Annotated in this window: 20 protein-coding genes; 11 read left to right on the top strand and 9 right to left on the bottom strand. The window is 72.5% G+C overall.

Annotated elements, in window-relative coordinates; all coding sequences use genetic code 11:
• Positions 1–66 precede the first annotated feature (66 nt).
• Complete coding sequence (locus tag FB467_RS07250; protein ID WP_141784504.1) at positions 67–315, top strand: WhiB family transcriptional regulator; 249 nt, start codon at positions 67–69, stop codon at positions 313–315.
• A gap of 72 nt (positions 316–387) precedes the next feature.
• Here FB467_RS07250 and FB467_RS07245 read toward each other — a convergent pair whose 3' ends face one another.
• On the bottom strand, positions 388–1,896 hold the full coding sequence (locus tag FB467_RS07245) for a sensor histidine kinase (protein WP_141784503.1): 1,509 nt from the start codon (positions 1,894–1,896) through the stop codon (positions 388–390).
• Between the two features lie 28 nt (positions 1,897–1,924).
• Positions 1,925–6,709, bottom strand: coding sequence for an NAD-glutamate dehydrogenase (locus tag FB467_RS07240; protein WP_141784502.1), 4,785 nt, complete (start codon positions 6,707–6,709; stop codon positions 1,925–1,927).
• A 129-nt stretch (positions 6,710–6,838) separates the two neighbouring features.
• On the opposite strand from FB467_RS07240, the gene FB467_RS07235 reads away from it, so the two are divergent.
• On the top strand, positions 6,839–7,429 hold the full coding sequence (locus FB467_RS07235; RefSeq protein ID WP_141784501.1) for a hypothetical protein: 591 nt from the start codon (positions 6,839–6,841) through the stop codon (positions 7,427–7,429).
• Positions 7,383–7,886 (top strand): DUF2505 domain-containing protein, encoded by a 504-nt coding sequence (locus FB467_RS07230; protein WP_141784500.1) that lies wholly within the window; start codon positions 7,383–7,385, stop codon positions 7,884–7,886. The genes FB467_RS07235 and FB467_RS07230 overlap by 47 nt, the downstream gene beginning before the upstream one ends.
• A gap of 129 nt (positions 7,887–8,015) precedes the next feature.
• On the opposite strand, the gene pruA is transcribed toward FB467_RS07230, so the two are convergent.
• The 5 genes from pruA to FB467_RS07205 form a co-directional block, all read right to left on the bottom strand.
• Entirely contained in the window at positions 8,016–9,644 is a 1,629-nt protein-coding gene (gene pruA / locus FB467_RS07225; protein WP_141784499.1) for an L-glutamate gamma-semialdehyde dehydrogenase, read from the bottom strand.
• 80 nt (positions 9,645–9,724) lie between these two features.
• Complete coding sequence (locus tag FB467_RS07220) at positions 9,725–10,156, bottom strand: DUF6912 family protein (RefSeq protein ID WP_141784498.1); 432 nt, start codon at positions 10,154–10,156, stop codon at positions 9,725–9,727.
• A gap of 15 nt (positions 10,157–10,171) precedes the next feature.
• On the bottom strand, positions 10,172–11,587 hold the full coding sequence (locus FB467_RS07215; RefSeq protein WP_141784497.1) for a WS/DGAT/MGAT family O-acyltransferase: 1,416 nt from the start codon (positions 11,585–11,587) through the stop codon (positions 10,172–10,174).
• 67 nt (positions 11,588–11,654) lie between these two features.
• Complete coding sequence (locus FB467_RS07210; RefSeq protein ID WP_141784496.1) at positions 11,655–13,073, bottom strand: CpaE/TadZ family protein; 1,419 nt, start codon at positions 13,071–13,073, stop codon at positions 11,655–11,657.
• Positions 13,074–13,075: 2 nt separating this feature from the next.
• Positions 13,076–13,741, bottom strand: coding sequence for a CpaB family protein (locus FB467_RS07205; protein WP_141784495.1), 666 nt, complete (start codon positions 13,739–13,741; stop codon positions 13,076–13,078).
• A 178-nt stretch (positions 13,742–13,919) separates the two neighbouring features.
• Between FB467_RS07205 and FB467_RS07200 the strand changes: the two genes are divergently transcribed.
• Complete coding sequence (locus FB467_RS07200) at positions 13,920–14,165, top strand: helix-turn-helix domain-containing protein (RefSeq protein ID WP_141784494.1); 246 nt, start codon at positions 13,920–13,922, stop codon at positions 14,163–14,165.
• Positions 14,166–14,195: 30 nt separating this feature from the next.
• Here FB467_RS07200 and FB467_RS07195 read toward each other — a convergent pair whose 3' ends face one another.
• Positions 14,196–14,834 (bottom strand): hypothetical protein, encoded by a 639-nt coding sequence (locus tag FB467_RS07195; protein ID WP_141784493.1) that lies wholly within the window; start codon positions 14,832–14,834, stop codon positions 14,196–14,198.
• Between the two features lie 84 nt (positions 14,835–14,918).
• On the opposite strand from FB467_RS07195, the gene FB467_RS18710 reads away from it, so the two are divergent.
• Positions 14,919–15,752, top strand: a complete 834-nt coding sequence (locus FB467_RS18710) for a LysM peptidoglycan-binding domain-containing protein (RefSeq protein WP_211350570.1) — start codon at positions 14,919–14,921, stop codon at positions 15,750–15,752.
• Positions 15,749–16,288 (top strand): Rv3235 family protein, encoded by a 540-nt coding sequence (locus tag FB467_RS07185; protein ID WP_141784492.1) that lies wholly within the window; start codon positions 15,749–15,751, stop codon positions 16,286–16,288. The genes FB467_RS18710 and FB467_RS07185 overlap by 4 nt, the downstream gene beginning before the upstream one ends.
• 45 nt (positions 16,289–16,333) lie before the next feature.
• On the opposite strand, the gene secA is transcribed toward FB467_RS07185, so the two are convergent.
• Entirely contained in the window at positions 16,334–19,102 is a 2,769-nt protein-coding gene (gene secA, locus FB467_RS07180; protein ID WP_141784491.1) for a preprotein translocase subunit SecA, read from the bottom strand.
• Between the two features lie 108 nt (positions 19,103–19,210).
• Here secA and FB467_RS07175 point away from each other — a divergent pair, with 108 nt between their 5' ends.
• From FB467_RS07175 to leuC, 5 genes are all read left to right on the top strand, one after another.
• Positions 19,211–21,634 carry a GNAT family N-acetyltransferase gene (locus FB467_RS07175; protein WP_141784490.1) on the top strand — a complete coding sequence of 808 codons (2,424 nt, stop codon included), beginning with the start codon at positions 19,211–19,213 and terminating at the stop codon, positions 21,632–21,634.
• A 398-nt stretch (positions 21,635–22,032) separates the two neighbouring features.
• Positions 22,033–22,815 (top strand): IclR family transcriptional regulator, encoded by a 783-nt coding sequence (locus FB467_RS07170; protein ID WP_141784489.1) that lies wholly within the window; start codon positions 22,033–22,035, stop codon positions 22,813–22,815.
• The gene (locus tag FB467_RS07165; protein ID WP_141784488.1) at positions 22,812–24,002 is read left to right on the top strand and encodes a CaiB/BaiF CoA transferase family protein; all 1,191 of its coding nucleotides are present in this window, start codon (positions 22,812–22,814) and stop codon (positions 24,000–24,002) included. Before FB467_RS07170 ends, FB467_RS07165 begins: the two co-directional genes overlap by 4 nt.
• Positions 24,002–25,003 carry a hydroxymethylglutaryl-CoA lyase gene (locus FB467_RS07160; protein ID WP_141784487.1) on the top strand — a complete coding sequence of 334 codons (1,002 nt, stop codon included), beginning with the start codon at positions 24,002–24,004 and terminating at the stop codon, positions 25,001–25,003. The genes FB467_RS07165 and FB467_RS07160 overlap by 1 nt, the downstream gene beginning before the upstream one ends.
• A 6-nt stretch (positions 25,004–25,009) precedes the next feature.
• Positions 25,010–26,413 carry a 3-isopropylmalate dehydratase large subunit gene (gene leuC, locus FB467_RS07155; protein ID WP_141784486.1) on the top strand — a complete coding sequence of 468 codons (1,404 nt, stop codon included), beginning with the start codon at positions 25,010–25,012 and terminating at the stop codon, positions 26,411–26,413.
• Positions 26,414–26,416 lie beyond the last annotated feature (3 nt).

The raw sequence follows: 26,416 nt of genomic DNA, 5'->3' as shown, positions 1-26,416 counted from the left end.
GAACACGAGTCCCGGACGGGACGGACACCAGTCCGCCCGCCGGGTGACACACAAGGAGCAACCCAGATGGATTGGCGCAGTCGCGCTGCTTGCTTGGACGAGGATCCCGAGCTGTTCTTCCCGATCGGCAACACCGGGCCGGCCCTGCAGCAGATCGAGGACGCCAAAGCCGTGTGCCGCCGGTGCCCGGTCATGGACACCTGCCTGAAGTGGGCGCTGGAGACCGGGCAGGACGCCGGGGTCTGGGGAGGCCTCTCCGAGGACGAGCGGCGCGCCCTGAAGCGCCGCAAGGCCCGCGCCCGCCGCGCCGGCTGACGCTGCCCCACACCTGACCGCGGGCGACCGGCAGGGCCCCCGACCCCGCAGGACCGGGCCCGATCGGCCCGCCTAACCGGCGCGGGCCCCGCCCGGCGCAGGCACAGGTCGAAGCCGCACGACGAACCGCGCGACGGTCCCGTGCGGCTTCGCCGGTTCCCAGCGGATCTCGCCGCGCAGGTCGGCGATGAGCGCGTCGACGATCTGCATCCCCAGCCCGGTCCGCCCCGGCTGGTGGCCCTCCGGTAGACCCTTCCCGTTGTCCGCCACGGTCACCTCGAGCAGGTCCCCCAGCTCGGTGGAACTCGTCCGGTGCGCGGTCACCTCCACCGTCCCGGAGTCGAACGCCCCCGGCTCGGTGCTGAAGCCGTGCTCGACCGCGTTGTGCACCAGCTCGGCCAGGACGGTGGCCAGCGGTGTCGCGTCCTCGGCGCGCAACCGGCCGAAGGAACCGGAGTGCAGCGCCGTGACCCGGGTCCCCCGGGCCGCGACCTCGACGGTGGCCCGGGCGACCCGGACCGCGATCTCGTCGAAGACGAGGGTCTCGTCGAACCCCTGGCTCAACGTGTCGTGCACCAGCGCCACCGTGGTGAGCCGGCGACCGGCCTCCTGCAGCGCGGCCTTCGCCGCCGGGTCCTCCATCCGCCGGGACTGCAACCGCAACAGCGCGGCGACCGTCTGCAGGTTGTTCTTCACCCGGTGGTGGATCTCCCGGATCGTGGCGTCCTTGGTGAGCAGTTCCCGCTCGCGCCGGCGGATCTCGCTGACGTCGCGCATCAGGATCAGCGCCCCGACCCGGGAACCGTCGGCATACAGCGGCACCGCGCGGAGCGTGAGGTTCAGCCCACGGGTCTCGATCTCGGTGCCCCACGGGGCCCGTCCGGTGAGCACCAGCGGCATCGTCTCGTCGACGGTCACCCCCGACGGCAGCCGCCGGGTGACGATCTCGGACAGGTCCGCCCCGTGCACCTGGTCGGTGTGTCCCAGCCGGCGCAGCGCCGACACCGCGTTGGGGCTGGCGTACTCGATCTGCCCCTCCGCGTCGAGCCGCACCACGCCGTCCCCGACCCGCGGGGTCCCGCGGCCGACGCCGGTCGGGGAACTCTCCGCGGGGAACGAACCCTGGCTGACCATCCGCAGCAGCGCCTGGGCGGTCTGCAGGTAGTTGACCTCGAGTCCCCCCTGGGCGCGCATCGCCTGCAGGTCGGTATGCCGCACCAGGACCGCGATCGACCGGCCGGCCCGGACCACCGGCACGTACTGCTCCCGGACGTAGCCGACCTCGTCCGGCAGCGAGATCGAGTCGGACTCCCTGGCCTGTTCGAGGCGGGGTCGGCGCCGGTCGTCGGCGATGGTCCCCACGACGTCGTCGGGGTAGAAGTTGGGTCCGGTCGACGGCCGGGCGTGCGAGGCCAGCACCCAGTCCGGGTCCGCCGACCTGCCCGCGGGTACCCAGAGGGTCAGGTCGGAGAAGGACAGGTCGGCCACCATCTGCCAGTCGCCGACCAGCCGGTGCAGCCACTCCGCATCGGCCTGGGGCAGGGCGGCCACCTCGGAGAGCACGTCACGGAGCGTGGGCATGCGGGCAGGGTACCCGCGTGCCCCCCGCTCAGTTCGACGTGCCCTGCCGGACCAGTCCGCGCAGCGTGCGCAGCGCCACCGACAGGGGCGCCAGCCCGGGCTGGTCCAGACCACCGACCGTGGTCAGCACCTGGGAGGTCCTGTCCAGCGCCTCCCGGTTGCTCTCCGCCCACCGGTCGATCCGGGACGGGGCGTCCTGCCCCTCGGCCCCGTCGGTGCTCTGGACGAGGGTGCGGGCCAGGGCGCGCAGCACGCCGTACATGTCGTCGCGCACCGCCCCGCGGGCCAGCGAGTCCCAGCGGTCCTCCCGCTCCAGGTGCGAGATGTGGGTGAGCAGGACGTCGATCCGGAACCGTTCGGAGACCGCGAAGTACATGGCGGCGACCTCCTCGACCGGGCGGTCGGTGTCCTCGGCCGTCTCCACGATGTCCAGCAGCGAGAACGAGTCCAGCAGCGAGGCGTAGCGGTTGGCCAGCTCCTCGGGGACCCCGGCACCGACCGCCTCGTCGCGCTGGGCCGTCCACCGGTCCCGCTCGACGCCCTGCAGGAGGGTGCTGAACTGCGGGGTCAGCGTGGCGACCGGACCGGCGAACCGCTCGATCTCGGCCGGCATGCCGCCGGACAGGGACTGGTTGTTCAGGAACCACCGGACGCTGCGGTCCAGCAGCCGGCGGAACTCCAGGTAGAGCTCGGTCTGGGTGGCGGTCGACACCTTGTTGTCCAGCGCCTCGACGGCCGCGACGAAGTCGGCCAGGCCGAACACCTCGCGGCACACCACGAACGCCCGGGCCACCTGCACCAGGGTGGCGCCGGTCTCCTCTGCCGCCCGGAACGCGAAGGTGACCCCGCCCCGGTTGACCATCGCGTTGGCCAGGTCGTTGACGATGATCTCCCGCCGCAGCGGGTGCTCGGCCAGCCGGTCCCCGAACCGGTCCTGCAGGGCCTGCGGGAAGTAGTGGGTCAGCGTGTCGTTGAAGTAGGGGTCGTCGGGGAACTCCGAGTCCAGCAGGGCGCTCTTCAGGGCCAGCTTGGAGTAGGCCACCAGCACCGAGAACTCCGGGCTGGTCAGGCCCTCGCCGGCCTGCTCCCGCTCCTCCAGGGCCGCGGTGTCGGGCAGGAACTCCAGCTCCCGGTCCAGGCCCGCCGAGTCGGCCAGGGCGGTCATCAACCGCTCGTGGACCGGGGCCATCACACCACCCTGGAACCGGGCGTTGCCGATCAGCACGTTCTGCTCGTAGTTGTGCCGCAGCACCCGGTCGGCGACCTCGTCGGTCATCGAGGCCAGCAGCTCGTCCCGCGCGGGCATGTCCAGCAGGCCCTCCCGCACCAGCGGGCTGAGCGCGATCTTGATGTTCACCTCGTGGTCGGAGGTGTCCACCCCGGCGGAGTTGTCGATGGCGTCGGTGTTGAGCTGCACCCCGGCGCGCGCCGCCTCGATCCGGCCGCGCTGGCTGAACCCGAGGTTGCCGCCCTCGCCGACGACCCTGACCCGCAGGTCCTTGCCGTTGACCCGGATCGCGTCGTTGCTGCGGTCGCCGATCTGCGCGTCGCTCTCCTCCGACGCCTTCACGTAGGTGCCGATCCCACCGTTCCACAGCAGGTCGACCGGGGCCTTCAGGATCGCCCTGAGCAGCTCGGCCGGTGTGGCCGAGGTGACGCCTTCCTCCAGCCCGAGGACCTCCCGGACCTGCGGGCTGACCGGCACGGACTTGGCGCTGCGCGCGTACACACCGCCGCCCTCGCTGATCAGCGAGGCGTCGTAGTCCTCCCAGCTCGAGCGGGGCAGGTCGAAGAGCCGGCGACGCTCGGCATACGAGGTCGCGGCGTCCGGGGAGGGGTCCAGGAAGACGTGCCGGTGGTCGAAGGCGGCGACCAGACGGATGTGCTCGGACAACAGCATTCCGTTGCCGAAGACGTCGCCGCTCATGTCGCCGATGCCGACGGCCGTGAACTCCTCGGACTGGGTGTCCAGGCCCAGCTCGCGGAAGTGCCGCTTCACCGACTCCCACGCGCCGCGGGCGGTGATGCCCATGCCCTTGTGGTCGTAGCCGGCGGACCCGCCGGAGGCGAACGCGTCGTCCAGCCAGAAGCCGTACTCGCGGGCCACGCCGTTGGCGATGTCGCTGAACTTGGCGGTGCCCTTGTCGGCCGCGACCACCAGGTAGGAGTCGTCGCCGTCGTGCCGCACGACCTGCTCGGGCGGCACGATCGCACCGTCGACCCGGTTGTCCGTCACGTCGAGCAGGCCCTTGATGAAGATCTGGTATGCCGCGACCCCCTCGGCCTGCCAGGCCTCCCGGTCCTGGGCCGGGTCGGGCAGCTGCTTGGCGAAGAAGCCACCCTTGGAGCCGGTCGGGACGATCACCGCGTTCTTGACCATCTGCGCCTTGACCAGGCCCAGGATCTCGGTGCGGAAGTCCTCCCGCCGGTCGCTCCACCGGAGGCCGCCGCGGGCCACGGCGCCGAACCGGAGGTGGACGCCCTCCACGCGCGGGGCGTAGACCCAGATCTCGAAGGCGGGCCGCGGCTCGGGCAGCAGGTCGATCTGCTGCGGCGACAGTTTGAGGGAGACGTGCGGCTTGGGGCTGCCGTCGGGCAGCACCTGGTAGTAGTTGGTCCGGAGCGTGCCCTGCAGCACCGCGAGCACCCCCCGGATGGTCCGGTCCTGGTCCAGGCTGGCGACCTGGTCGAGCAGGCCGGTGATGTCCCCGGTGATCTCCTCGCAGGCCTGCTCCCGGTCGCCCTCGCGGGCCGGGTCGAACTTGGCCGCGAACAGGTCCACCACGCGGGCGGCGATCTCCGGGTTCGCGACCAGCGCCTCCTCCAGGTAGTCCAGGGAGTTGGCCCCGACCTGACGCAGGTAGCGGACCAGGGTGCGCAGGATCACGACCTCGCGCCAGGTCAGCCCGGCGGTGAGCACCAGCGCGTTCAGCGAGTCGCTCTCGGCCCGGTTGTTCCAGACCGCGGCGAAGACCTCCTCGAAGGCGGAGGCGACCTCACCGGCGTCCCGGTCCGCGGGCTCCCACACCTCCTCGCTGGCGGCGACCATGCCGAAGTCGTAGATGTAGGTCGTCGTCCCGTCGCGGGCCTCCAGGCTGTAGGGCCGCTCGTCGGTGACGTGGACCCCGAGGTGGCTGAAGATCGGCAGGACGTCGGTCAGCGAGGTCTCGGCGTTGCGGTAGACCTTGAGCCGCCGGGCGCCGGGCTCGTGGTCCGCCTCGGCATACACGTGCAGCGGCAGCCGGACCTCGCCGGACTCGAGGGTGGACACGAACTTGAGGTCCTCGAAGCCGGTCTGGGCGTCGAAGTCCTCCTTGTAGGCCTCCGGGATCCCCCCGGCGTAGCGGGCCAGCACCTCACCGGTGGTCTCGGCGTCCCCGAAGTGCTCGTCGACGGCGCCGGCCAGCCGCTCCGTCCAGGTCCGGGTGGCCTCCTGCACCTTGTCCTGGAGGGAGTCCAGGTCGACGTCGGGGATCGAGCTGCCCCGCGGCATCCGGAGGATGTAGTGGATCTGGGCCAGGGCGGACTCCCCCACCTTGGTGTTGTAGTCCACCGACTCGGGGCCGTATGCCTCGCGCAACAGCTCCTCGATGGCCAGCCGGACCGTGGTGTTGAACCGGTCCCGCGGCAGGTAGACCAGCGCCGTGGCGAACCGCCCGAACTCGTCCTTGCGGACGAACAACCGGGTGCCGGCCCGCTCCTGCAGGTGGAGCACCTCGTGGGCGGTCCGGGCCAACAGGTCGGTGTCCACCTGGAACAGCTCGTCCCGGGGGAAGTTCTCCATGACCCCCATCAGGTCCTTGCCGGAGTGGCTGTCCGGGGCGAAGCCGCTGCTCTCCAGGATGCTGCGCACCTTGCCGCCGATCACCGGCAACCGGGTGACCGAGTCGGCATACGCGCTCTGCGTGAACAGCCCGAGGAAGCGGCGCTCGCCGACCACATTCTCGTCGGCGTCGAACTTGCGGACCCCCACGTAGTCCAGGTAGACGGGCCGGTGCACCGTCGCCCGGGAGTTGGCCTTGGTGATGGTCAGCAGCCGGCCCTCGCGGGCGGTCGCCTGGGCCTCCGGACCGAGCCGGCTCACCGTCCCCTCCTCGGCGCCCTCGTCCTGCAGGATCCCCAGCCCGCTGCCGGGCACCGAGACGAGGACCTCCTCGCCGTCGAGGGTCTCCAGGGTGTACTCGCGGTAGCCCAGGAAGGTGAAGTGGTTGTCCTCCAGCCAGCGCAGGAACTCCAGGGTCGGCTCCACCGTGTCCGGGTCGACGACGCTGGGGACCCACTCCTCGATGTCCTCGATCACGGTGCGGACCTGGGCGCGCATCGCCTGCCAGTCCTGGCAGGCCCGGCGCACGTCGCGCAGCACCCCGGTCAGGCGCTCGGTGAGCTCGGCGCGGACCTCCTCCTCCGGGACCCGGTCGATCTCCAGGTGCATCCAGGACTCCAGCCGCTCCCCGTCGTCGGGAGCGGCGTCCTGCTCCAGGACGGCACCGGACCCGTCGGCGCGGACGACGACCTGCGGGTGGATGAGCAGGTGCACGTCCAGCCCGCGCTGCTGCAGCTCGGCGAGCACCGAGTCGACCAGGAACGGCATGTCGTCGGTGCAGGCCTGGACGACGGTGTAGCGGCTGGTCCAGCCGTCCGTCGCGTCGGCGGGGTTGAACACCCGGACCGCGGCCTCCCCCTCGGGCCGCCCGGCGGACAGGTTCCGCACCCCCTCGACGATCGCCGCTCTGACCTCGGGTTCCTTGCCCAACAGGTCCTGGGTGGCCACGTGCTGGTAGAACCGTTGCAACAGTGCGTCGTCGGACGTCATCTTGGTTATCGCTCCTGAGCTGACGAGGTCTGTCGGGACACGACTGTGTGGCCCGGAGCCGAGCCTAGCGCTGATCGGGTCCCTGGGGATGACGGGGTGCGGTGGCCCGGTCACCGTAGGGTTGGCGGTATGCCGACGCCCACCCGTGTCCGTCTGCTCCGGCTGGCGCAGGACGTCGCGGGTGAGGACGCCGACCTGGGGGACCCGCTCGCCCAGCAACGTCTCACCGTCGTGGTGGACGCCCTCGCCCACGCCCTGGTGGACCTGGCCGACGGCCGCACCGCCCCGACCCAGTCACTGCGGTGGCCGCCACGGTCCGAGGGGCTGCGCCGCGGGGTGGTCGTCGACGGCGTGCGCTCGGGCGTCGACGACCGGGCCTCCTGCAGCGCCCTCGCGGCCCGGTTGCGCCGGGTGGCGGCCGTGCTGGACGGCCCGTGGCCCGACCCTGCCCCGACCGGTCCGCTCCTGGACCGGGTGCGGCAGGCCGCCGGGGTCCTGGCGGACTGCCTGCAGGACCACGCCGTCGCGCTGGTGACCGCCACCACCGCGGCCGGCCGGGCCGAGTGCGACCGGGCGGTGCTGCGCGGTCTCGGCACGGCATACGACCTGCTGCGGGCGGGTCCGGAGGGCCCTGGGGGCGACGACCCGGCCCCGGGACCACTACCTTTGCCCCATGACGACGAGGATCACCGAGACGATCGAGCACCAGGCCTCACCTGACCAGGTATTCGCCCTGTTCTGCTCCACGGAGTACCAGGAGCTGAAGTGCACCCGCAGCGGCGCGACCGACCACGACGTCGCCATCGAGGTCGAGGGTGACGCCGTCACCGTCGTGACCCGGCGCTCCCTGCCCAGCGACGGCCTGCCCGACTTCGCCAAGAGCTTCGTGGGCAAGACCATCGAGGTGGTGGAGACCCAGCGGTGGGGCGCCGCCGGCGAGGACGGCGCCCGCGAGGCGGCGCTGGAGGTGGAGATCCCCGGCACCCCCGTGCAGTTCGTGGGCGGCATCGACCTGGAACCGTCCGACGGCGGCTCGACCCAGCGGGTCGACGGCGAGCTCAAGGCCCACGTCCCGCTCCTCGGCGGCAAGATCGAGAAGGCCGTCGCCCCGATCCTGGTCCGCGCCGTGCGCCTGGAGGGCCGGGTCGTCGCCGAGTCCCTCGGTCAGGACTCCTGACCGGGGGCGTGGGCAGGCTGCAGGATTATCGGGTCACCCGATAATCCTGCGCTTCGTAGCAGAACCTTCCCGGTCGATAGCGCCAGGTTCCGGGGTGAAGCGCCCTCGCCGGCCAGCGACCGGGGGCCCTCAGCCCATGTGGGGGTAGCGCCAGTCGGTCGCCGGGACGAAGGTCTCCTTGATGGCCCGGGTGCTGGTCCAGCGCATCAGGTTGGCGGCCGAACCGGCCTTGTCGTTGGTGCCCGAGGCCCGGGCACCACCGAACGGCTGCTGCCCCACGACCGCCCCGGTCGGCTTGTCGTTGATGTAGAAGTTGCCGGCCGCGAACCGCAACGCCTCGCTGGCGTGGGCGATCGCCGCCCGGTCCTGGGCGATCACCGCCCCGGTCAACGCATAGGGCGCGACCGACTCCATCTGGGACAGCATCGCCTCGTAGTCCTTGTCCTCATACACGTGCACCGACAGGATCGGCCCGAAGAACTCCGTGGTCAGGAAGTCGTGCGAGGGCTGCGTCACCTCCAGCACCGTCGGCCGCACGAAGTACCCCACCGAGTCATCACACGTGCCACCGGCCAATACGGTCACCGCGTCGTCCGAACCCGCCTGCTCCAGCACCTTCGCGTGCTTGTCGAAGGCCCGCTTGTCGATCACCGCGCCCATGAAGTTGGACAGGTCCCGCACGTCCCCCATCGGGATCGACTCGGTCACCTGCGCCACTTCGTCGCGCAACGAGGCCCACAACGACTTCGGCACATACGCCCGCGAGGCCGCCGAACACTTCTGACCCTGGTACTCGAACGCACCCCGCACCAACGCCGTCCGCAACACCGCCGGATCGGCCGAGGGGTGGGCCACCACGAAGTCCTTCCCACCGGTCTCCCCCACGATCCGCGGGTAGGACCGGTACCCGGCCAGGTTCGCCCCGACCTTGCCCCACAACATCTGGAACACCCGCGTCGACCCCGTGAAGTGGATCCCCGCCAGATCCGGGTGCTCCAACACCACGTCCGAGACCTCCACCCCGGACCCGGTGACCATGTTGATCACCCCCGGCGGCATCCCCGCCTCGATGAGGATGTCCATCACCACCGACGCCGCCCGCTGCTGCGTCGTCGCCGGCTTCCACACCACCGTGTTGCCCATCAACGCCGGCGCCGTCGGCAGGTTCCCAGAGATCGCGGTGAAGTTGAACGGCGTCACCGCATACACGAACCCCTCCAACGGCCGGTGGTCCAACCGGTTCCACACCCCCCGCGCATTCGCCGTCGGCTGCTCGGCCAGGATCTGCCGGGCATAGTGCACGTTGAACCGCCAGAAATCGATCAACTCACACGCCGAGTCGATCTCCGCCTGGTACGCCGTCTTCGACTGCCCCAACATCGTCGCCGCGTTCAACCGGGCCCGCCACGGACCAGCCAACAACTCCGCCGCCTTCAACAACACCCCCGCCCGGTCCTCGAACGACAACGCCCGCCACCCCGGCGCCGCCGCCCGCGCCGCCTCGATCGCCGCCGTCGCCTCCGCCGCCGTCCCGTCGCGCAAGGTCCCCAACACCTCACCGTGCGCGTGCGGCTGCACCACCTCCACGACCTTGCCCTCACCCGCCACCGGCTCCCCACCGATCACGTGCGGCAACTCCACCGGCGACGCCGCCATCTCCGCCAGCGCCACCTCCAACTCGGCCCGCTCCGGACTCCCCGGCGCGTAATCCCCCACCGGCTCGTTCACCGGGTCCGGTACCTGGGCAAATGCATCCACGATGACTTCCTTCCGTGCTGTCGGCGGGGCGGCCCGATCCACCGTGTTCCGGCGGTATGGGGTCTGCCCGGTTCGGTCTCTCAGACCAGGCTAACCAGGTGGTCCAGTTCGGTCGTGTCGTACCAGGACAACTCGATCTCCGACCCGGGGTCGGCCGGGGCCGGCGGCTGCCGCGTGAGGACGTCGTCACCTACGTGGAAGGCGGCGACCCGCTGCAGCGGCAACGCCCCGGTGACCCGCACCCGCGACCCGGCCGGGGCGGAGTCGTCGAGGTCCGCGACGTCCAGGTCCGCGGCCGCCACGAGGACCGGCGCGGACCGGACGGCGCAGGACAGCGCGGCGTCCTGGAGTGCCGCGAACTCCCACGACTCCTCGTCGCCCTGCGGGTCGGAGGTGCGGACCGCCTGCGTCACGGCATACCCCTCCAACGGTCCGGGCACCGAGCGTGCCGTGCTCAGCTGCCGGCACTGGTCCGGGGAGAGCGGCAGGTAGATCCGGGCGTGGCGGCTCACGGGCGGCTCCTCATCTCAGGCGTACTCGACCAGTTCGGCCAGGGCGCTGTGGACGGCCTCGGCCAGCACGTCGAGGTCCACCATCGCATCCCGGTCACCGTTCAGGCCGAGGAAGACCCGGCCGTCGTAGGAGGTCAACCCGACCGCGAGCGCCTGCCCCCGCGCCAGCGGGATCACCGGGTAGGAGGCGACCATCCGGGCGTGCCCGGCATACCGGGAGGCCTGGGGCCCGGGGACGTTGCTGATCACCAGGTTGAACATCCGGCGGGACATGGCGCTGGCCAACCGGGCCGCCATCGAGTGCAGCGTCGAGGGGGCGAACCCGGCCAGGCCCGCCAGCCCCGCCGCCCCGACCGCCTGGCCGTGCTGCAGCTGCTGGCTCATCCGGTAGCTCACCTGGCGCAACCGCATCCCGGTGCTCGGCTCACCCACGGGCAGGTCGATGAAGGCGGCCACCACGGGGCCCCCGACGTGGGAGTCGACCGCGGTGTCGGTGACCGACAACGGCACCATCGCCCGCAGCGTGGTCGAGGCGCTCACCGGTTCGCCGCGGTTCATAAGCCACTCCCGCAGCGCCCCGGTGAGCGTGGCCAGCACCACGTCGTTGACCGTCACGTGCCCGTGGTCGGCGGTGGCGCCGAAGCGGCGGCTGCGCACCGTCCGGAAGTCCTTGAGGTCCAGCTCGACCAGCTCGACCCGGCGGGCGTTGCCGATCGTGGTGTTCAGCGGGGTGGACGGGGCGGGGCTCGCGGCGGTGCGCACCAGGGCGGTGGCGGCCTGCCCGGCGGCCTCAACGACGCGGGCACCGGTATGCCGGAGGTCTTCCAGTCCCCCGCGCAGGCCGGACAGCAGGCGCCGGGGGCTGGTGGCGGTCCCGAGCCCGGCGCGCGCCAGCAGCTCCAGGTCGCTCGGCTCCTCCTTGGGCGACCACGTCTGCGCGATGGGCACGACGTCATTGGGTGCGTCGTCCAGGATCACCTGGCCGATGTCGATGCCGGTGACGCCGTCGACCATGGCCTGGTGGGTCTTGGTCACCAGCGCGAACCGGTTGCCCTCCAGGCCCTCGACCAGGTAGACCTCCCACAGCGGCCGGCTCCGGTCCAGCAGCCGGGACTGGACCCGGGCGACGAACTCCCCGAGCTGCTCGACGGTCCCCGGCCGGGGCAGTGCCGACCGCCGGACGTGGTAGGTCAGGTCGAAGTCGGCGTCGTCCACCCACACCGGGCCGCCCAGCCCCGCGGGGACCTGACGGACCCGCTGCCGGTAGCGGTGGACGTAGGCGATCCGGTTGGCCACCAGGGCCAGCAGCTCCTCGTAGTCGAAGCCCTGCTCGGGGGTCTCGAAGATCAGCACGGACCCCACGTGCATGGCGGTGACGGACTCCTCCAGGTAGAGGAAGGAGGAGTCCAGGGGGCTCAGGCGGTCCAACACCGGGCCATCGTCGCAGATCCGACCGCCGGTTCCACAGTCCCAGGCCCCACCCCGAAGGTCTCCGGTCTCACCCCGACGACCGGAGACGCCAGCGACGGGGCTGTCGACCGGCCGGCACGGCCGCCCCCGCCCCGCCGGTGAGGCGCTCGGCCAGGTCGCGGAGCGCCTGGCGCGCCAGGGACCGCGGGGCGTGTTCCCGCAGCACCCGGCCCGCGAGGAGCGCGCCGTCCAGTGCCGCGCGGTCGTCCGGCACCAGGTGCACGTCGCGGAGCCCGGCGAACCGGGCCAGTGCGTCCCTCACCCGGCGGTGCGGGTCGCTGCCGACCGCGCTGGCCCTGACCCTGGTCACCACCACCGTGCGCGGTGCCCGGTTCACCTCGTCGAGCGCGTCGAGCCCCCGGACCAGTCGCTGCAGCCCGACCGGGTCCCCCGCGCCGGCCACGACCACCTGGTCGGCGACCTCCAGCGCGGCGAGGGTGGGGCCGTTGCGCCGGAGCGCGCGGGTGTCGAAGCTGAGCTCCTCGTCCTGCTCGAGGCCGAAGCCGACGTCCACCACGACCCAGTCCGCCAGCTGCCGGGAGATCTCCAGGATGTCGGCGAACGCGTGCTCGCGCAGCTCCGGCCACCGGTCGGCCCGGGGCAACCCGGTGAGGACCCGCAACCCGGGCAGGACCTCGGGGGCGAGCGCGGCCAGCGCCTCCCGGTCCAGCGTCCCCTGGTCGGCGGCCCGGGCCGCGGCGGCGACACCGGGTGCCTCGTCGAGCACGGAGAGCACCTGGGCCACCGACGCGGCATACGTGTCCGCGTCGATCAACAGCACCCCGCAGACCGGTGAGGCGATCTCCGCCGCGAGGTTCACCGCCACGGTGGTCCGCCCCGGCGACCCCGCAGGACCCCAGACCACGACGACCCGGCCCCGGCCCGGTACCCCGTCCTCGGGCTCGTGGGGCTCCCGGGGCTCCTGGGCCCCGGGCCCGTCGCGGTCGGCAGCGACGTCCCCGGCCGCGGGGGCCCCGTCGGCGTCCTCGGCACCGGCCGCGCGGGCCTCGCCCGGGTCGGCGGCGGGCTCCTGCTCCAGCTCGTCCTCGACCGCCCGGTCCCAGTCCGACGCGGGGCCGGCACGCTCCCCCAGCAGCCGCTCCAGCGCGGTCTCCAGGGTCGCCAGGTCCGCGTCCGCCGGCAGCACCTCCGTGACGCCCCAGCGGCGCAGTGCCCGTGCCCCGTCCTCGTCGTCGGGTGGGTGGACACCGAGCACCTGCAGCCCGTGCCCGCCGAGGTCGCTGACCACGGCGCGGTCCAGCCCCCGCAGGTCGCTGGACACGACGACGACCCGACCCAGCCCGGCCTCGACGGTTCCGAGCAGTTCGGCGAGGTCGGCGCAGCGGTGCACGACGTGCACGACATCCGACCGTCCGAGTCGCTCGGCCAGCCCGGACTCCCACCGGTGCGTGATGGCCGTCAACAACGGCTGACTGCTGCCGGGCACGCTCAGTCCCCGGTGGGCGCGCTGCGCGGGGCGGGCACCAGGGTGACCCGGGCCTCCTGGTCCACGCTGGCGATGACCGAGCCCACCGCATCGGCCGGGACGACCACCTGGACCGCGGCGCGTCCGACGCCGACGCCCAGCGCGCGGCCACCGGTCGGCACCCCGGCGACGACGGCCTGCTCGAGGAGCAGCTCCGGGGCCAGGTAGGTGGCACCCGGTGACTCCGGGTCGCGCCGGCTCACCCACAGGTCCACGACGTCACCGAGCGCGAGGGTGCCGGCTGCGGTCGGGTCCACCGGCACGGTCACCGTCTTGTCGTCCACCTCCCGCGAGGTGCCCAAGGAGGCACGCGGGACGAGTTCACCGGCGGCGACCTGCCGCAGCACGTAGGTGCCCGGCTGCACCGCCTGGCTCCCGTCCAAGTAGTGCTCCAACGGCTCCCCGATCCGGACCGGGACGGCCGTCAGGTCCTCGGCAGCCACCTGCTCACCGGGGAGCAGGACCCGGGCCGCGGCATACACCGGTGTCGTGTCGTCCAGCGCGGCCACCAGGCGTGCGCCACCGGCCACCGAGAGGAGCACCAGCAGGGCCCCCACGAGCAGCCGGGCGTCGCGCCACCCCGGCACCTGGAGCCTGCGTGCCTTCCGGGCCTGCTCCTCTGCGGCCATCCTCCAGCCTCCTGTCCCCTCGCCATCGAGGTCACCGCCACGAGGCACGCTAACCCTGCACCCCGCCGGCGCACCCATCTTGTCCACAGGTCCCTCCGGCGGGAACCCCGGGACGGTTAAAATCTGGCACAAGTCGATCTCCCCCGCGACCCCGTAGCCGTGACGAAAGAGGTGGCCGGTGCCACGCTTCCTGACCCTGACCGACGTCGCCGAGACGTTGAACGTCACGTTGGCCCAGGCCAAGGCGCTGGTCCGCAGCGGGGCCCTGGCCGGCATCAAGGTGGGGGGCCGCGGGGTCTGGCGGGTGGAGGACTCCGCGCTGGAGGACTACATCCAGCGGATGTATGCCGAGACCCGGGAATCCATCGCGCGCGGGGAGGAACTGGCCGAGTCGGAGCCGGACTCCGACTCCGAGGCGGATTGAGGTCCGCCGGCGCCGGCCCGGTATCCGGGGTCAGGCCCCGCCGGCGCCGGGCGAACCGGCGGAGGGAGCGGACGCCACCAGCGCCAGTGCCGCCAGCGGCATGACGACGGTGTGCCCCCGGCCGCGTCCCGTGCCGTCCTCGGGCACCTCCCGCAGGTCGACGTGGTCCCTGCCCACCCGGTCGATGGTCCCGGACAGCTGACCGCCCTCGAGGTCAGTGAGCCGCACCTGGGCCCGGTCCCGGCTGATCGCCCGCAGCGCATGGCGCAGCCCCAGGCGGCGCTGGGCCACCCCCTCGTGCGGGTCGGCCCGGCCGCTGAGCCCCCAGACCGCCCGGACCGCCGCCACCGGGACCAGCACGGACCGGGCCCGCGCCCCGGGTAGCTCCACCCGCAGCACCAGCCAGTCGGCCCCCAACTCGGCCAACGTCCCCTCGAGCACGCCGGCCGCCGCTACCCGGAGACGCAGCGGGCGCCCCAGGTCGGCGGCCATCCGGTCGGTCAGTCCCTGCTGCCCCCGCCTGGCCCGGGTGTGCTCGGCGACGTCGGCGAGCAACTCGGCGCGCTCCTCGGCCCGCAGCTGCGCCTCGAGGTCGTCGAACAACCGGCTCCACCGCATACGGCCCATCCTGCCCCGGCCCGGGGGCGGCCGCAGGTTGTCCACAGCCACGGACCCACCCTTGCCGTCGAGCCGCATGTGCGTTTAACTGTTCGCAATCGAATGCAAACGCACGCATTGAGCCAGGAGCGTCCCATGAAAGTCACCGCCTCGGCCCCCATCCCGGTCCCCACCTCACGGCGGGCAGGCCTGCTGGGCGGCGCTGCCGGGTTGCTCGCCGCGGCCGGCGCCCTGGCCGTGGGGCGGGCGCAGGTCGGGTGGTGGCTGGACCTGGTGACCGGGTCCGCACCCCCGCAACCGGTGGCGACCGGGATCGAGCACCTGGCCGGCACCGCCGGAGCACTCCTGCTCGGCTGGTTGGCCGTCCTGCTCCTGCTCGGTGCGGCGCTGGTGACCCGCGGTCGCGCCCTGCGCCCGGTCCGGCGGCTGGGCCGTCTGGTCGCGCCGCGCTCGGCAGCCCGGGTCGCGGCCCTCCTGCTGGCCGTGGCGGTCGCGGGCCCCACCGCGGCCCACGCCTCGACGGCGCTGGAGTCACCGGCCGTCACCGCGACGGCCACGGCACCCGCGCCCGCACCCGCTCCGGTCCCGGACTGGCGCACTGGGCCCGCGGACACCTCGCTCGGCCGCGGCGGTGACACCGACGGGAGGCCGGCCCCGCAGCCGGGATGGCAGCCGCCGGAGCCGGCGCACCGGGCCGACGTCAGGCTCCTGGTCGGCGGCGGGCCGCGCACCACCGGGTCGGGCACCCCGGACGTCTCGGAGCGGGTCGTGGTCCGGTCCGGGGACACCCTCTGGTCGATCGCCGCGCGACACCTGGGGCCGGAGGCCACGCCCGAGGACGTCGCAGCGGAGTGGCCCCGCTGGCACGCGGCCAACCGGGACGTGATCGGCCCGGACCCCGACCTGATCCGGCCGGGACAGGTGCTCGTGGCGCCGTCGGCGCACGTCCCCCACGGGGCGGCGTCATGAGCGCCCAGCCCCAGCCGGCGGCCTGGGCCAGCACCCCGGCGCACCCGGTCCAGGCCGAGCTACGGGTGCTCCCGATCCCGGCCACCGAGCCGGCCCCGGGCGACTTCGTCATCCCACCGCCGGATGACGACTTCGTGCAGGGGGTGCTCGCGGTGGACTTCCGCCGGGGCTTCGAGGACTCCTACTTCGGGCCGCAGGCGACCACGGCGCAGGACCTCCCGGATCCCGCCGACTGGGCGGGCCGGCTGCTGCGCGTCCTCCTGGAGGTCGGCGACGGCACCCGCCCGGCCGGACAGCTGAGCCGGTGGGTCACCGAGGACATCCTGGGCCGGTTCACCCGGCGCGGGGTGCTGGCGCGACGTCGGCTGCAGCGCCAGCGCCCCGTCCGGGTGCGGGCCCTGCGGGTCTGCCAGCCGGCCGACGGCGTCGCCGAGGTCGCCGCAGTGGTCGACCACGGGGGCCGGATCCGGGCCGTCGCCGCCCGGTTGTGCGGGGTCGACGGCCGGTGGCTGATGACGGTCCTCGAGCTGGGCTGACGTCGCCCGAGCCGGGCTGACGTCCCTCGAGGACCCCGGCGGCGCTCAGCCCTTGCGCTTGCGGGCGCGGCGCTCGGCGCGGTTGCCGCCGCCTTCGGCGGGGCTGCTGACCCGCGCCTGGTCGCTGTCCTCGCCCTCGGCGCGCTGCACGGCCGAGCCGTCCTCGTTGGGTGCGGTGTAGGTCAGGGACTGCTGCCGTCGGGAGGCCGCCGCCACCGCCTCGCTCAGCCCGGCCACGCTGGCCCCGGCCCGCTGCAGCCGGCTGGCCACGTCCGCCACGTCGGCACCGGCGCCGTTGCCCTGCTGCCCCGCGGCGCCGTCGCCGGAGGCCTGCCGGGTCTTGATCTCGGCGTTGAACAGGAAGCGGACCGCCTCCTCCTTGATGGACTCCATCATCGCGGCGAACAGCTGGTAGCCCTCGCGCTGGTACTCCACGAGCGGCTCGCGCTGGGCCATCGCCCGCAGGCCGATTCCCTCCTTGAGGTAGTCCATCTCGTAGAGGTGCTCGCGCCACTTGCGGTCCAGCACCTGCAGCAGGACGCGGCGCTCGACGTCGCGCATGATGTCCGGGCCGACCGCCTCCTCCCGCGCGTCGTAGGCGTGCTGGGCGTCGGAGAGCAATTGCTGCTCGAGCTCGGCGGGGTCGAACTGCAGGAGCTGATCGGCCTCGAGGGTCACCGGATAGACGGTGCGGAGTTCGTTGACCATGCCCTCAAGATCGACCCCGTCCTCGCCTGGGATGCTGCCCGTGCGGACATACTCCTCGATGACGTCGTTGATGAAGTGCCGGACCTGCTCTTCCATCTCCTCCCCGTTGAGCACCCGACGGCGCTCTTCGTAGATGACCTCGCGCTGGCGGTTCATCACGTCGTCGTACTTGAGCACGTTCTTGCGGGTCTCGAAGTGCTGCGCCTCGACCTGCGACTGCGCACCGGCGATGGACCGGCTGACCACCTTGGACTCGATAGGGGTCTCGTCCATGCCGGAGGAGGCCATCACACGGTCGACGATCCCGGCGTTGAACATCCGCATCAGGTCGTCCTCGAGGGACAGGTAGAACCGGCTCTCCCCCGGGTCACCCTGACGGCCGGCGCGACCGCGCAATTGGTTGTCGATGCGTCGGGACTCGTGACGCTCGGTGCCTAGCACATACAGCCCACCGAGCTGGGTGACCTCGTCGTGCTCGACCTTCACCGACTCCTCGGCCTCCGCGAGTGCCTTGTCCCAGGCGGCCTCGTACTCCTCCGGAGTCTCCACCGGGTCCAGCCCGGCCTGCTTCAGCGCCGCGACCGCCCGGAACTCGGGGTTACCGCCGAGCATGATGTCGGTGCCTCGCCCGGCCATGTTGGTCGCCACCGTGACGGCGCCCTTGCGTCCCGCCTCGGCGACGATCGCGGCCTCCCGGGCGTGGTGCTTGGCGTTGAGCACCTCGTGCGGGATGCCCTGCCGGCGCAGCTGCTCGGACAACCGCTCGGACTTCTCCACGCTGGTCGTGCCGACCAGGATGGGCTGCCCCTGCTCGTGGCGGTCGGCGATGTCCTGCACGACCGCGTTGAACTTGGCCTGCTCGGTGCGGTAGACGAGGTCCGGCTGGTCCTTGCGGATCATCGGCCGGTTCGTCGGGATCGAGATGACGCCCACCTTGTAGATCTGGTGCAGCTCGGCCGCCTCGGTCTGGGCGGTACCGGTCATCCCGGCGAGCTTGTCGTACATCCGGAAGTAGTTCTGCAGGGTCACCGTGGCCAGGGTCTGGTTCTCGTTCTTGATCTCGACCCCCTCCTTGGCCTCGATCGCCTGGTGCATCCCCTCGTTGTAGCGCCGGCCGGCGAGCATCCGGCCGGTGTGCTCGTCGACGATCATGATCTGACCGTCCATGTTCACGTAGTCCTTGTCCCGCTTGTACAGCTCCTTGGCCTTGATGGAGTTGTTCAGGTAGCCGATCAGCGGGGTGTTGGCGCTCTCGTAGAGGTTGTCGATGCCCAGGTAGTCCTCGACCTTTTCGATCCCGGACTCCAGCACGCCGACAGTGCGCTTCTTCTCGTCGACCTCGTAGTCGCCCTCGCCGTCCTCGCCGCGGGTCAGCAGCTGCGCGAGCTTGGCGAACTCGGCATACCACTTGGTCGGCTGGTCGGCGGGCCCGGAGATGATCAGCGGGGTCCGTGCCTCGTCGATCAGGATCGAGTCGACCTCGTCCACGATGGCGAAGTTGTGGCCGCGCTGCACCAGGTCGGCGGTGGACCAGCCCATGTTGTCGCGCAGGTAGTCGAAGCCGAACTCGTTGTTCGTGCCGTAGGTGATGTCCTTGGCGTACTGCTCCCGGCGCTCCGCCGGCGTCATCTTGGACAGGATGACCCCGGTCTCCAGCCCCAGCGCGCGGTGCACGCGCCCCATCAGCTCGGCCTGGTACTCGGCCAGGTAGTCGTTGACCGTGACCACGTGCACGCCCTTGCCCTCGAGCGCGTTGAGGTAGGAGGGCAGGGTCGCCACCAGGGTCTTGCCCTCACCGGTCTTCATCTCGGCGACGTTGCCCTGGTGCAGGGCCGCCCCACCCATGATCTGCACGTCGAAGGGCCGCTTGCCGATGGTCCGCGCGGCGGCCTCCCGCACCGCGGCGAACGCCTCCGGCAGCAGCTGGTCCAGCGTCTCGCCGTCGGCGATCCGGGCGCGGAACTTGTCGGTCTCCTCCCGCAGCTCGGCGTCGGTCAGCCCCTTGAAGTCGTCCTCCAGCGCTCGGACCAACCGGGCGGTGGTCTCCAGCTTGCGCAGCGTCCGCCCCTCGCCGGCACGCAACATCTTCTCGAACAGCTTGGGCACCCAGGTCTCCTGACACGTCGTGGTGAACTCCCCTAGGCTAAACGCTCAGGCTGTGCAGAGCGGAAACCGTATGCTCAGGCCGCAGGCGTTCGGGCTACGTTGGGCGCCATGTCCGGCGCACGTCCTCCCGCCGCCGTCCCCGCGCTGCGGGGCGGGGACCTCCTGCTGCGCGGGCACACCGAAGGGGATCTCCCGGGCCTGATCGAGCAGGCCCGGGACCCGCAGACCCTGCTGTTCACCAGCACCCCGGAGCCGTATGACGAGGGGCAGGCCCGCGCGTTCCTGGACCGGGTGCGCGCCGGGTGGGCGGCGGACGGGGAGCAGGCGCACCGGCGCTGGGCCATCGAGATCGATGACCGGGGGGAACGCCGGTATGCCGGGACGATCGGTTACCGGTACCGCGGCGAGGAGGTGGCCTCGCTCGACTTCGCCACCGCCCCGTGGGCACGCGGCCAGGGCGTGATGACGCAGGCGGTCGCCCTGGTGCTCGACCACGCCTTCGGGGAGGGCGGGGTCCGGACCATGCAGTGGGCGGCCTACCAGGGCAACTGGGGATCGCGGCGGATCGCCTGGGGCTTCGGCTTCCGGATCAGCACCGTGCCGGGCTGGCGGGTGGACCGGCGGGGTGTGGTGCGGACCGGCTGGGTCGGCACCCTGCGGTCCGACCAGCCGCGGGTGCCCGCCTCCCGCTGGCTGGTCCCGCCGGTGCTGGCGGGTGACCGGGTCGTCCTGCGGCCCTGGCGCGAGGAGGACCGTGCCGGGCTGCAGCTGGACGACCTCGCGCACCGCTATGTCGGGGCCGCGCTGCCGCCCCTGACCCCCGAGGGGTTCACGGCATACCTGCTCCGGATGCGGGAGTCCGCGGCCAGCGGGGCGGAGCTCGACTGGTGCCTGGCGCATCCCCATACGGACTCCCCGCTGGGCTGGCTCGGCATCTTCGCCATCGACCAGCGCTTCGCCTACGGGAACGCCACGCTCGGCTACTGGACGGTGCCCGCCGCCCGGGGGCGCGGGGTGCTGACCGAGGCGCTGCGACTGGCCGCCGCCCACGCCTTCGCCCCGGCCCCGGGCGACCCGGCCGACGGCAGGTCGGGACTGGGCCTGCACCGGCTCGCCGCCAACACCGACGTGCGCAACGCCGCCTCCCAGGCCGCGCTGGTCCGCGCGGGCTGGCGGTACACCGGCACCGAGCAGGACTCCTGCGTCTACGAGCCGGGCGGCGAGCGCCACGACACGGCCTCCTTCGAGCTGGTCGCCGAGCCGGCCGGGCGGGCCGGGCTGCGTCCCACCCTGGGCGCGCCGGCCACGCTGACGACCGAGCGGCTCTCCCTGCGGCCGTTCACGGAGCGGGACCTGCCGGTCGTGGCCGACCTGCTGCGGCACCCGGACATCGGTCCCGGCCACCACCCGCGGGCCGGGACCGCCGAGGCCGAACGGTGGTGGGCCGCCCTGCGGCACCTGCAGTGGGAGGGCACCCAGTGGACGTGGGCGATCTGCCTGCGCACGCCGGAGCCCGGGATCGCGGCGGCGGCCGGGGACCCCCTGGGGGTCGTGCGCGCCTACGGCATACGGCGCGGGGACACCGGTGGCACGGCCCACGTCGGGTACTGGTTGGACCCCGCCCACCGGGGGCACGGGCTGGCGCTGGAGGCGCTGGACACGGTCCTGGACCACCTGACGGGCGCCGCGGAGGACGGTGGGGCCGGGCTGAGCACCCTGCGGGCGGACACCACCCTGGACAACCTGGCCTCCCAGACGATCCTGCGGCACAGCGGCTTCCGGGTCTGGGGGCGGGAACCCCTGCCGGACGGGAGGGTGCGGCTGGACCTGGCGGTCCCCGAGGGCGTCGACCGGGTCGCGCAGGCGGCGCTGGGCGTCGCCGCCACCCTGGAGGTCCCGGTCATCGAGGGCCAGAGCGTGCGGCTGCGGCCGTGGCGCGACTCCGACGTCCCGCTGCTCGTGGAGGCGTGCAACGACCCGCTCGCCCAGCGGTTCCTTACCGACCTGCCGTCGCCGTACACCGAGGCGGAGGCCGCGACCTTCCTGGCCAGCTGTCGGACCGCCGCGCTGGCCGGCAGCATGCTGCCCTGGTGCCTGGCCGATCCCGTCTCGGACGAGTGCCTGGGCTCGCTGGCGATCATGGAGCTGGACCGGCACCGGGGACCCGCCGACCGTGCGGTGGGCGGACTCATCGGCTACTGGTCGCACCCCCGTGCGCGCGGCCGCGGCGTCATGACCGAGGCGGTGCGCCGCGCGGTGCGCCACGCCTTTATCGACGTGGCGGACGGCGGACTCGGCCTGGCCCGGCTGGCGATCACCGCGGCGGCCGGCAACGCGGCGTCCCAGCGGGTGGTGCTGCGCGCCGGCTTCACCGAGACCGGCCGCGACCGGGCTGCCGAGCGGCTCCGCGACGGCACCGTCGAGGACCTCGTCCGCTTCGACCTGCTCCGCAGCGAGTGGCCCCCACCGGACGCCCCCACAACCCGACCGGACGTCCGACCGGGCGGCCCCACCACCCCACCGGACGCCTGACCTGGCGGCCCCACCACCTGACCGAACGCCTGACCTGACGGTCTCCCCCCCACCAGACGTCTGACCGGGCGGTCTCCACCCCCCACCGGACGCCTGACCTGGCGGCCCTACAACCTGACCGAACGCTCGACCGGGCGCTTCCATCCACCGCAGCGACCAGCGACGGACCCTCCTACCCACCGACGACCGACAGACGAGACGTCCGGACGGGGTCGGAGAGCGACCGATGACGCGCTCGGTGGGCTGGTGGGACCGACCGACGACACGTTCGGTGGGGTGGGCGGAGCGCCAGATGAGACGTCCGGACGAGGGGTGGAGGCCGACCGGGTGCGTGACAGAACCGCGGGGATGCACTACCTTGTCCACATCATGAACTGATCGTCCATATATTGGAGTCGATGATGACCGCGGTCGGCGTGCTCGACAAGGTGATGGCGATCCTCGATGCCTTCGAGGACGGCGCCACCCGCCTCGACCCTGCCGCCGTCGCGAGCCGCGTCGGGTTCAGCACGCCGACCACCTACCGGCTAATGAAGGCGATGAGCCAGCACCGGTTGCTGGACCTGGAGGAGCGGGACTACCGACTCGGCAGCCGACTGCTCGAGCTGGGCTCCCGTGCCCGCACCGGGGTCCACGTCCGCACCGTCGCCCTCCCCCACATGAGGGCGCTGCGCGACGCGCTGGGCGAGACCGTCGAGCTGCAGATCCGCACCGGTCACCGCCGGGTGCCGATCGAGATGGCCGTAGGTCGCCGGACCGTGCGCACCACGGGCCAGATCGGAGTGCCGCTGCCGATCCACATGGGCGCCAGCAGCCGGGTCCTCATCGCCTGGCTGAACGAGGAGCGGGCGATGGAGCTGGCCGCGGAGAGCGCCGCCGAGTGGCCCGGACGAGCCTGGGACGCCGACACCTACCGGTCCCGGCTGCGCCAGGTCCGCGACCAGGGCTGGGAGTACAGCGACGGTGAGCGCGACCCCGAGACGTCCGCCGTCTCCGCGCCGGTCCACGACGCGGAGGGCTACGTCGTGGCGGCCCTCGTCGTCTCCTCCACGATGACCCGGCTGGCCGACGACACCCACCGCGCAGAGGTCATCCACGAACTTCGCAGGACCGCCCGTGCCGTCTCCGGCGAGCTGGGCTACCCCACCCCGCACGAGCAGGAGCAGGAGACCCTCGGATGAACGGCCCGCTTTCGGACCTGAAGGTCCTGGACATCGCTACCGTCTTCGCCGGGCCGTTCGCCGCGGCCCTGCTCGGCGACATGGGCGCCGACGTGATCAAGGTGGAGATGCCCGGCGTGGGCGACCCGCTGCGCGCGCTCGGCCCGTTCAAGGGCGATACCTCGCTGACCTGGGCGGCCTCGGCCCGCAACAAGCGCAGCATCACCCTGGACCTGCGCTCCGAGGCCGGACAGGAGGTCCTACTGAAGCTGGTGGCCGACCGGGACGTCCTGATCGAGAACTTCCGCCCCGGCACTCTGGAACGGTGGGGGTTGAGCCTGGAGCGGCTGCGCTCGGCGAACCCGGACCTCATCGTGGTGCACGTCTCGGGCTACGGCCAGACCGGCCCCAACGCCGGCAAGGCGGGCTTCGGCACGCCCGCCACGGCCTACAGCGGCTACGCGCACATCAACGGTTACCCCGACCGCCCCCCGGTGCTGCCCTCGGTCTCCCTGGTGGACTACCTGACCGGGATGTATGCCGCGATGGGCGCCCTGGCCGCGGTCTACCAGCTCAAGGTGTCCGGCGGCCCGGCCGAGGAGGTCGACGTCGCCCTCTACGAGTCGATCTTCCGGATGCTGGAGGTCGTCGTGGCCGAGTACGACGTGCTCGGCACCGTCCGGGAACGCACCGGCAACGAGCTCGCCGCGTCCTCCCCCGCCGGGATCTACCAGTCCCGCGACGGGCACTGGATCGTCATCGTGACCAGCACCGAGCGCACCTTCGCCCGGCTGGCTGCCGCGATGGACCGCGAGGACATGCTCAGCGACCCGCGCTACTCCACCAACCGGGAACGCCTCGCCCGCCGCACCGAGATGAACCAGATCCTCACCGACTGGGTCGGCGCGTTGACCCGCGAGGAACTGCACGAGCGGCTCGACGAGTTCTCCGTGCCGCACTCCCCCGTCTACAGCGCCGCCGACATCTTCGCCGACGAGCACTATCGGGCCCGGGACATGCTGGTCGAGGTCAGCCACCCCTCGCTCGGCTCGATCACGCTGCCCGGCGTGGTGCCCAAGTTCAGCGTGAACCCCGGCTCCATCCGCAACGCCGGCCCGGAGATGGGCGAGCACACCTCCTCGGTCCTGACCGAGCTGGGCTACACCCCCGACCAGATCACCGACCTCCAGGACAAGGGAGTCATCTGATGACCACCAGTTTCGACCGGGCCCGCGCCTACGCCGCCGGCACCGCCCCGCTGCCCTTCCCGATCCCCGAGCAGGTCACCATCCAGGAGGTCGGCCCCCGGGACGGGTTCCAGCTGGAGCCCGGCGTCATCAGCACCCCCGACAAGATCGCGATCATCGACGCGCTGTCGGCCACCGGCGTCCCCCGGGTCCAGGTGACCTCGTTCGTCCGCCCCGACGCGGTGCCGCAACTGTCCGACGCGGCCGAGGTGATGGCCGGCTACACCCCCGCATCGGGCGTCGAGTACTCCGTCCTGGTGCCCAACCTCAAGGGCGCCGAGCGCGCCCTGGAGACCAGCGCCGACTGCTGGGAGCTGATGCTGTCCAGCACCGACGCGCACAGCATCGCCAACGCGAATCGCCCCACCGCCGAGGCCTTCGAGCGGCTCCGCCCGGTCATCGAGCTCGGCCTGGCGCAGGGCAAGCACCTGGTGGGCGGGATGGCCACCTCGCTGGGTTGCCCCTTCGAGGGACGGACGCCGTTCGAGCGGGTCGCCTGGGTCGTCGGACTGTATGCCGAGGCCGGGGTCTCGCACGTGACCGTCGCCGACACCGCCGGCCTGGCCGACCCGGCACACGTCTACGAGATCTCCGCCAAGCTGCGCCAGGAGTACCCGGACCTGCGGTTCACGCTGCACCTGCACAACACCCGCGGCCTGGGCATCGCCAACGCGCTCGCGGGCATGGCGGCGGGCATCACCGACTTCGACACCTCGGTCGGCGGCCTCGGCGGCTGCCCGTACGCCCCCGGCGCCACCGGCAACATCGCCACCGAGGAACTGGTCCACCTGCTGGACCTGCTCGGCGTGCACACCGGGGTCGACCTGGACGCGCTCACCACGATCGCGCGCGGACCCGTGGCCACCGCCGTCCGGCACAAGCTGGAGTCCTCCTTCGAGAAGGCCGACCCCTCCTGGGTCCTGCACACCCCGCCCCAGCGGCAGGAACTGGCAGGGGCATAACAGCACATGGGCAAGACACTGGCCACCAAGGTGTGGGAGTCGCACGTGGTGCGTGCGGCACAGGGCGAACCCGACCTGCTCTACATCGACCTCCACATGCTGCACGAGCTGAACACGCCCGTGGCCTTCGACCAGCTGCGGGCCAGCGGACGCACCGTGCGGCGCCCGGACCTGACCCTGGGCACCGAGGACCACAACACCCCGACCCAGGACATCCGCAAGCGGATCGAGGACCACGCGGCCCGGCACCAGGTCGACCTGATGCGGGCCAACTGCGCCGAGTTCGGGATCGAGCACTACCGGCTGGGCGAGGACCAGCAGGGCATCGTGCACATCATCGGGCCGGAGCTGGGGCTGGCCCAGCCCGGGATGACCATCGTGTGCTGCGACAGCCACACCACGACCCAGGGCGCCTTCGGCGCGCTGGCGTTCGGCATCGGGACCTCCCAGGTCGAGCACGTCCTGGCTACCCAGACGCTGCCGCTGCACCCGTTGAAGAACATGCGCGTGCACGTCGACGGCGTGCTCCCCGCCGGGGTCAGCGCGAAGGACCTGATCCTGGCGCTGATCTCCCGGATCGGCACCGCCGGCGGTCAGGGCCACATCATCGAGTACACCGGCCCGGCCATCGAGGCCCTGTCGATGGAGGCCCGGATGACGGTGTGCAACATGACCGTCGAGGCGGGCTCCCGGGCCGGGATGATCGCCCCGGACGAGACCACCTTCGACTACCTCCGCGGGCGCCCGCACGCCCCCACCGGAGCCGACTGGGACACCGAGGTGGCGTACTGGAGGACGCTGCGCTCGGACCCGGATGCGTTGTTCGACAAGGAGGTCCGGTTCGACGGCAGCGCGCTGACCCCGTTCGTGTCCTGGGGCACCAACCCCGCGCAGAGCACCGGCCTGGACGGCACGGTCCCGGACCCCGACTGCTTCGCGACCGAGGAGGAGCGGGTCGCGGCCCGCCGCGCGCTGGCCTACATGGACCTCACCCCCGGGACGGCGCTGCGCGACATCCCGGTCGACGCCGTCTTCATCGGGTCCTGCACCAACAGCCGGATCGAGGACCTGCGCGCGGCGGCCGAGGTGCTGCGCGGGCGCCGGGTCAAGGACGGGGTCGAGGCCGTCCTGGTGCCCGGCTCCGAGACGGTCCGCAACCAGGCGATCGAGGAGGGTTTGGACCGGGTCTTCGAGGAGGCCGGGATGCAGCTGCGGCACGCAGGCTGCTCGATGTGCGCGGCCGTGAACGAGGACCGGCTGCGGGCGGGGCAGCGCGCCGCCTCCACCAACAACCGCAACTATGAGGGGCGGCAGGGCAAGGGGTCGCGGACCCACATCGTCTCCCCCGCCGTCGCCGCCGCCACCGCCGTCGCCGGCCGGTTGGCCGCTCCCGCGGACCTGGAGGGCTGACCC

Source organism: Ornithinicoccus hortensis (assembly GCF_006716185.1).
Lineage (GTDB): Bacteria > Actinomycetota > Actinomycetes > Actinomycetales > Dermatophilaceae > Ornithinicoccus > Ornithinicoccus hortensis.
This window is presented reverse-complemented; position numbering and strand designations above follow the sequence as displayed.

Coding starts and splice junctions, on each gene's coding strand:
- FB467_RS07245 (WP_141784503.1), bottom strand. CDS start 1,896: ATGCCCACGCTCCGTGACGTGCTCTCCGAGGTGGCCGCCCTGCCCCAG.
- FB467_RS07205 (WP_141784495.1), bottom strand. CDS start 13,741: ATGGCCGCAGAGGAGCAGGCCCGGAAGGCACGCAGGCTCCAGGTGCCG.
- FB467_RS07250 (WP_141784504.1), top strand. CDS start 67: ATGGATTGGCGCAGTCGCGCTGCTTGCTTGGACGAGGATCCCGAGCTG.
- FB467_RS18710 (WP_211350570.1), top strand. CDS start 14,919: ATGAAAGTCACCGCCTCGGCCCCCATCCCGGTCCCCACCTCACGGCGG.
- FB467_RS07175 (WP_141784490.1), top strand. CDS start 19,211: ATGTCCGGCGCACGTCCTCCCGCCGCCGTCCCCGCGCTGCGGGGCGGG.
- FB467_RS07240 (WP_141784502.1), bottom strand. CDS start 6,709: ATGACGTCCGACGACGCACTGTTGCAACGGTTCTACCAGCACGTGGCC.
- FB467_RS07230 (WP_141784500.1), top strand. CDS start 7,383: ATGACGACGAGGATCACCGAGACGATCGAGCACCAGGCCTCACCTGAC.
- FB467_RS07160 (WP_141784487.1), top strand. CDS start 24,002: ATGACCACCAGTTTCGACCGGGCCCGCGCCTACGCCGCCGGCACCGCC.
- FB467_RS07235 (WP_141784501.1), top strand. CDS start 6,839: ATGCCGACGCCCACCCGTGTCCGTCTGCTCCGGCTGGCGCAGGACGTC.
- leuC (WP_141784486.1), top strand. CDS start 25,010: ATGGGCAAGACACTGGCCACCAAGGTGTGGGAGTCGCACGTGGTGCGT.
- FB467_RS07165 (WP_141784488.1), top strand. CDS start 22,812: ATGAACGGCCCGCTTTCGGACCTGAAGGTCCTGGACATCGCTACCGTC.
- FB467_RS07170 (WP_141784489.1), top strand. CDS start 22,033: ATGATGACCGCGGTCGGCGTGCTCGACAAGGTGATGGCGATCCTCGAT.
- FB467_RS07185 (WP_141784492.1), top strand. CDS start 15,749: ATGAGCGCCCAGCCCCAGCCGGCGGCCTGGGCCAGCACCCCGGCGCAC.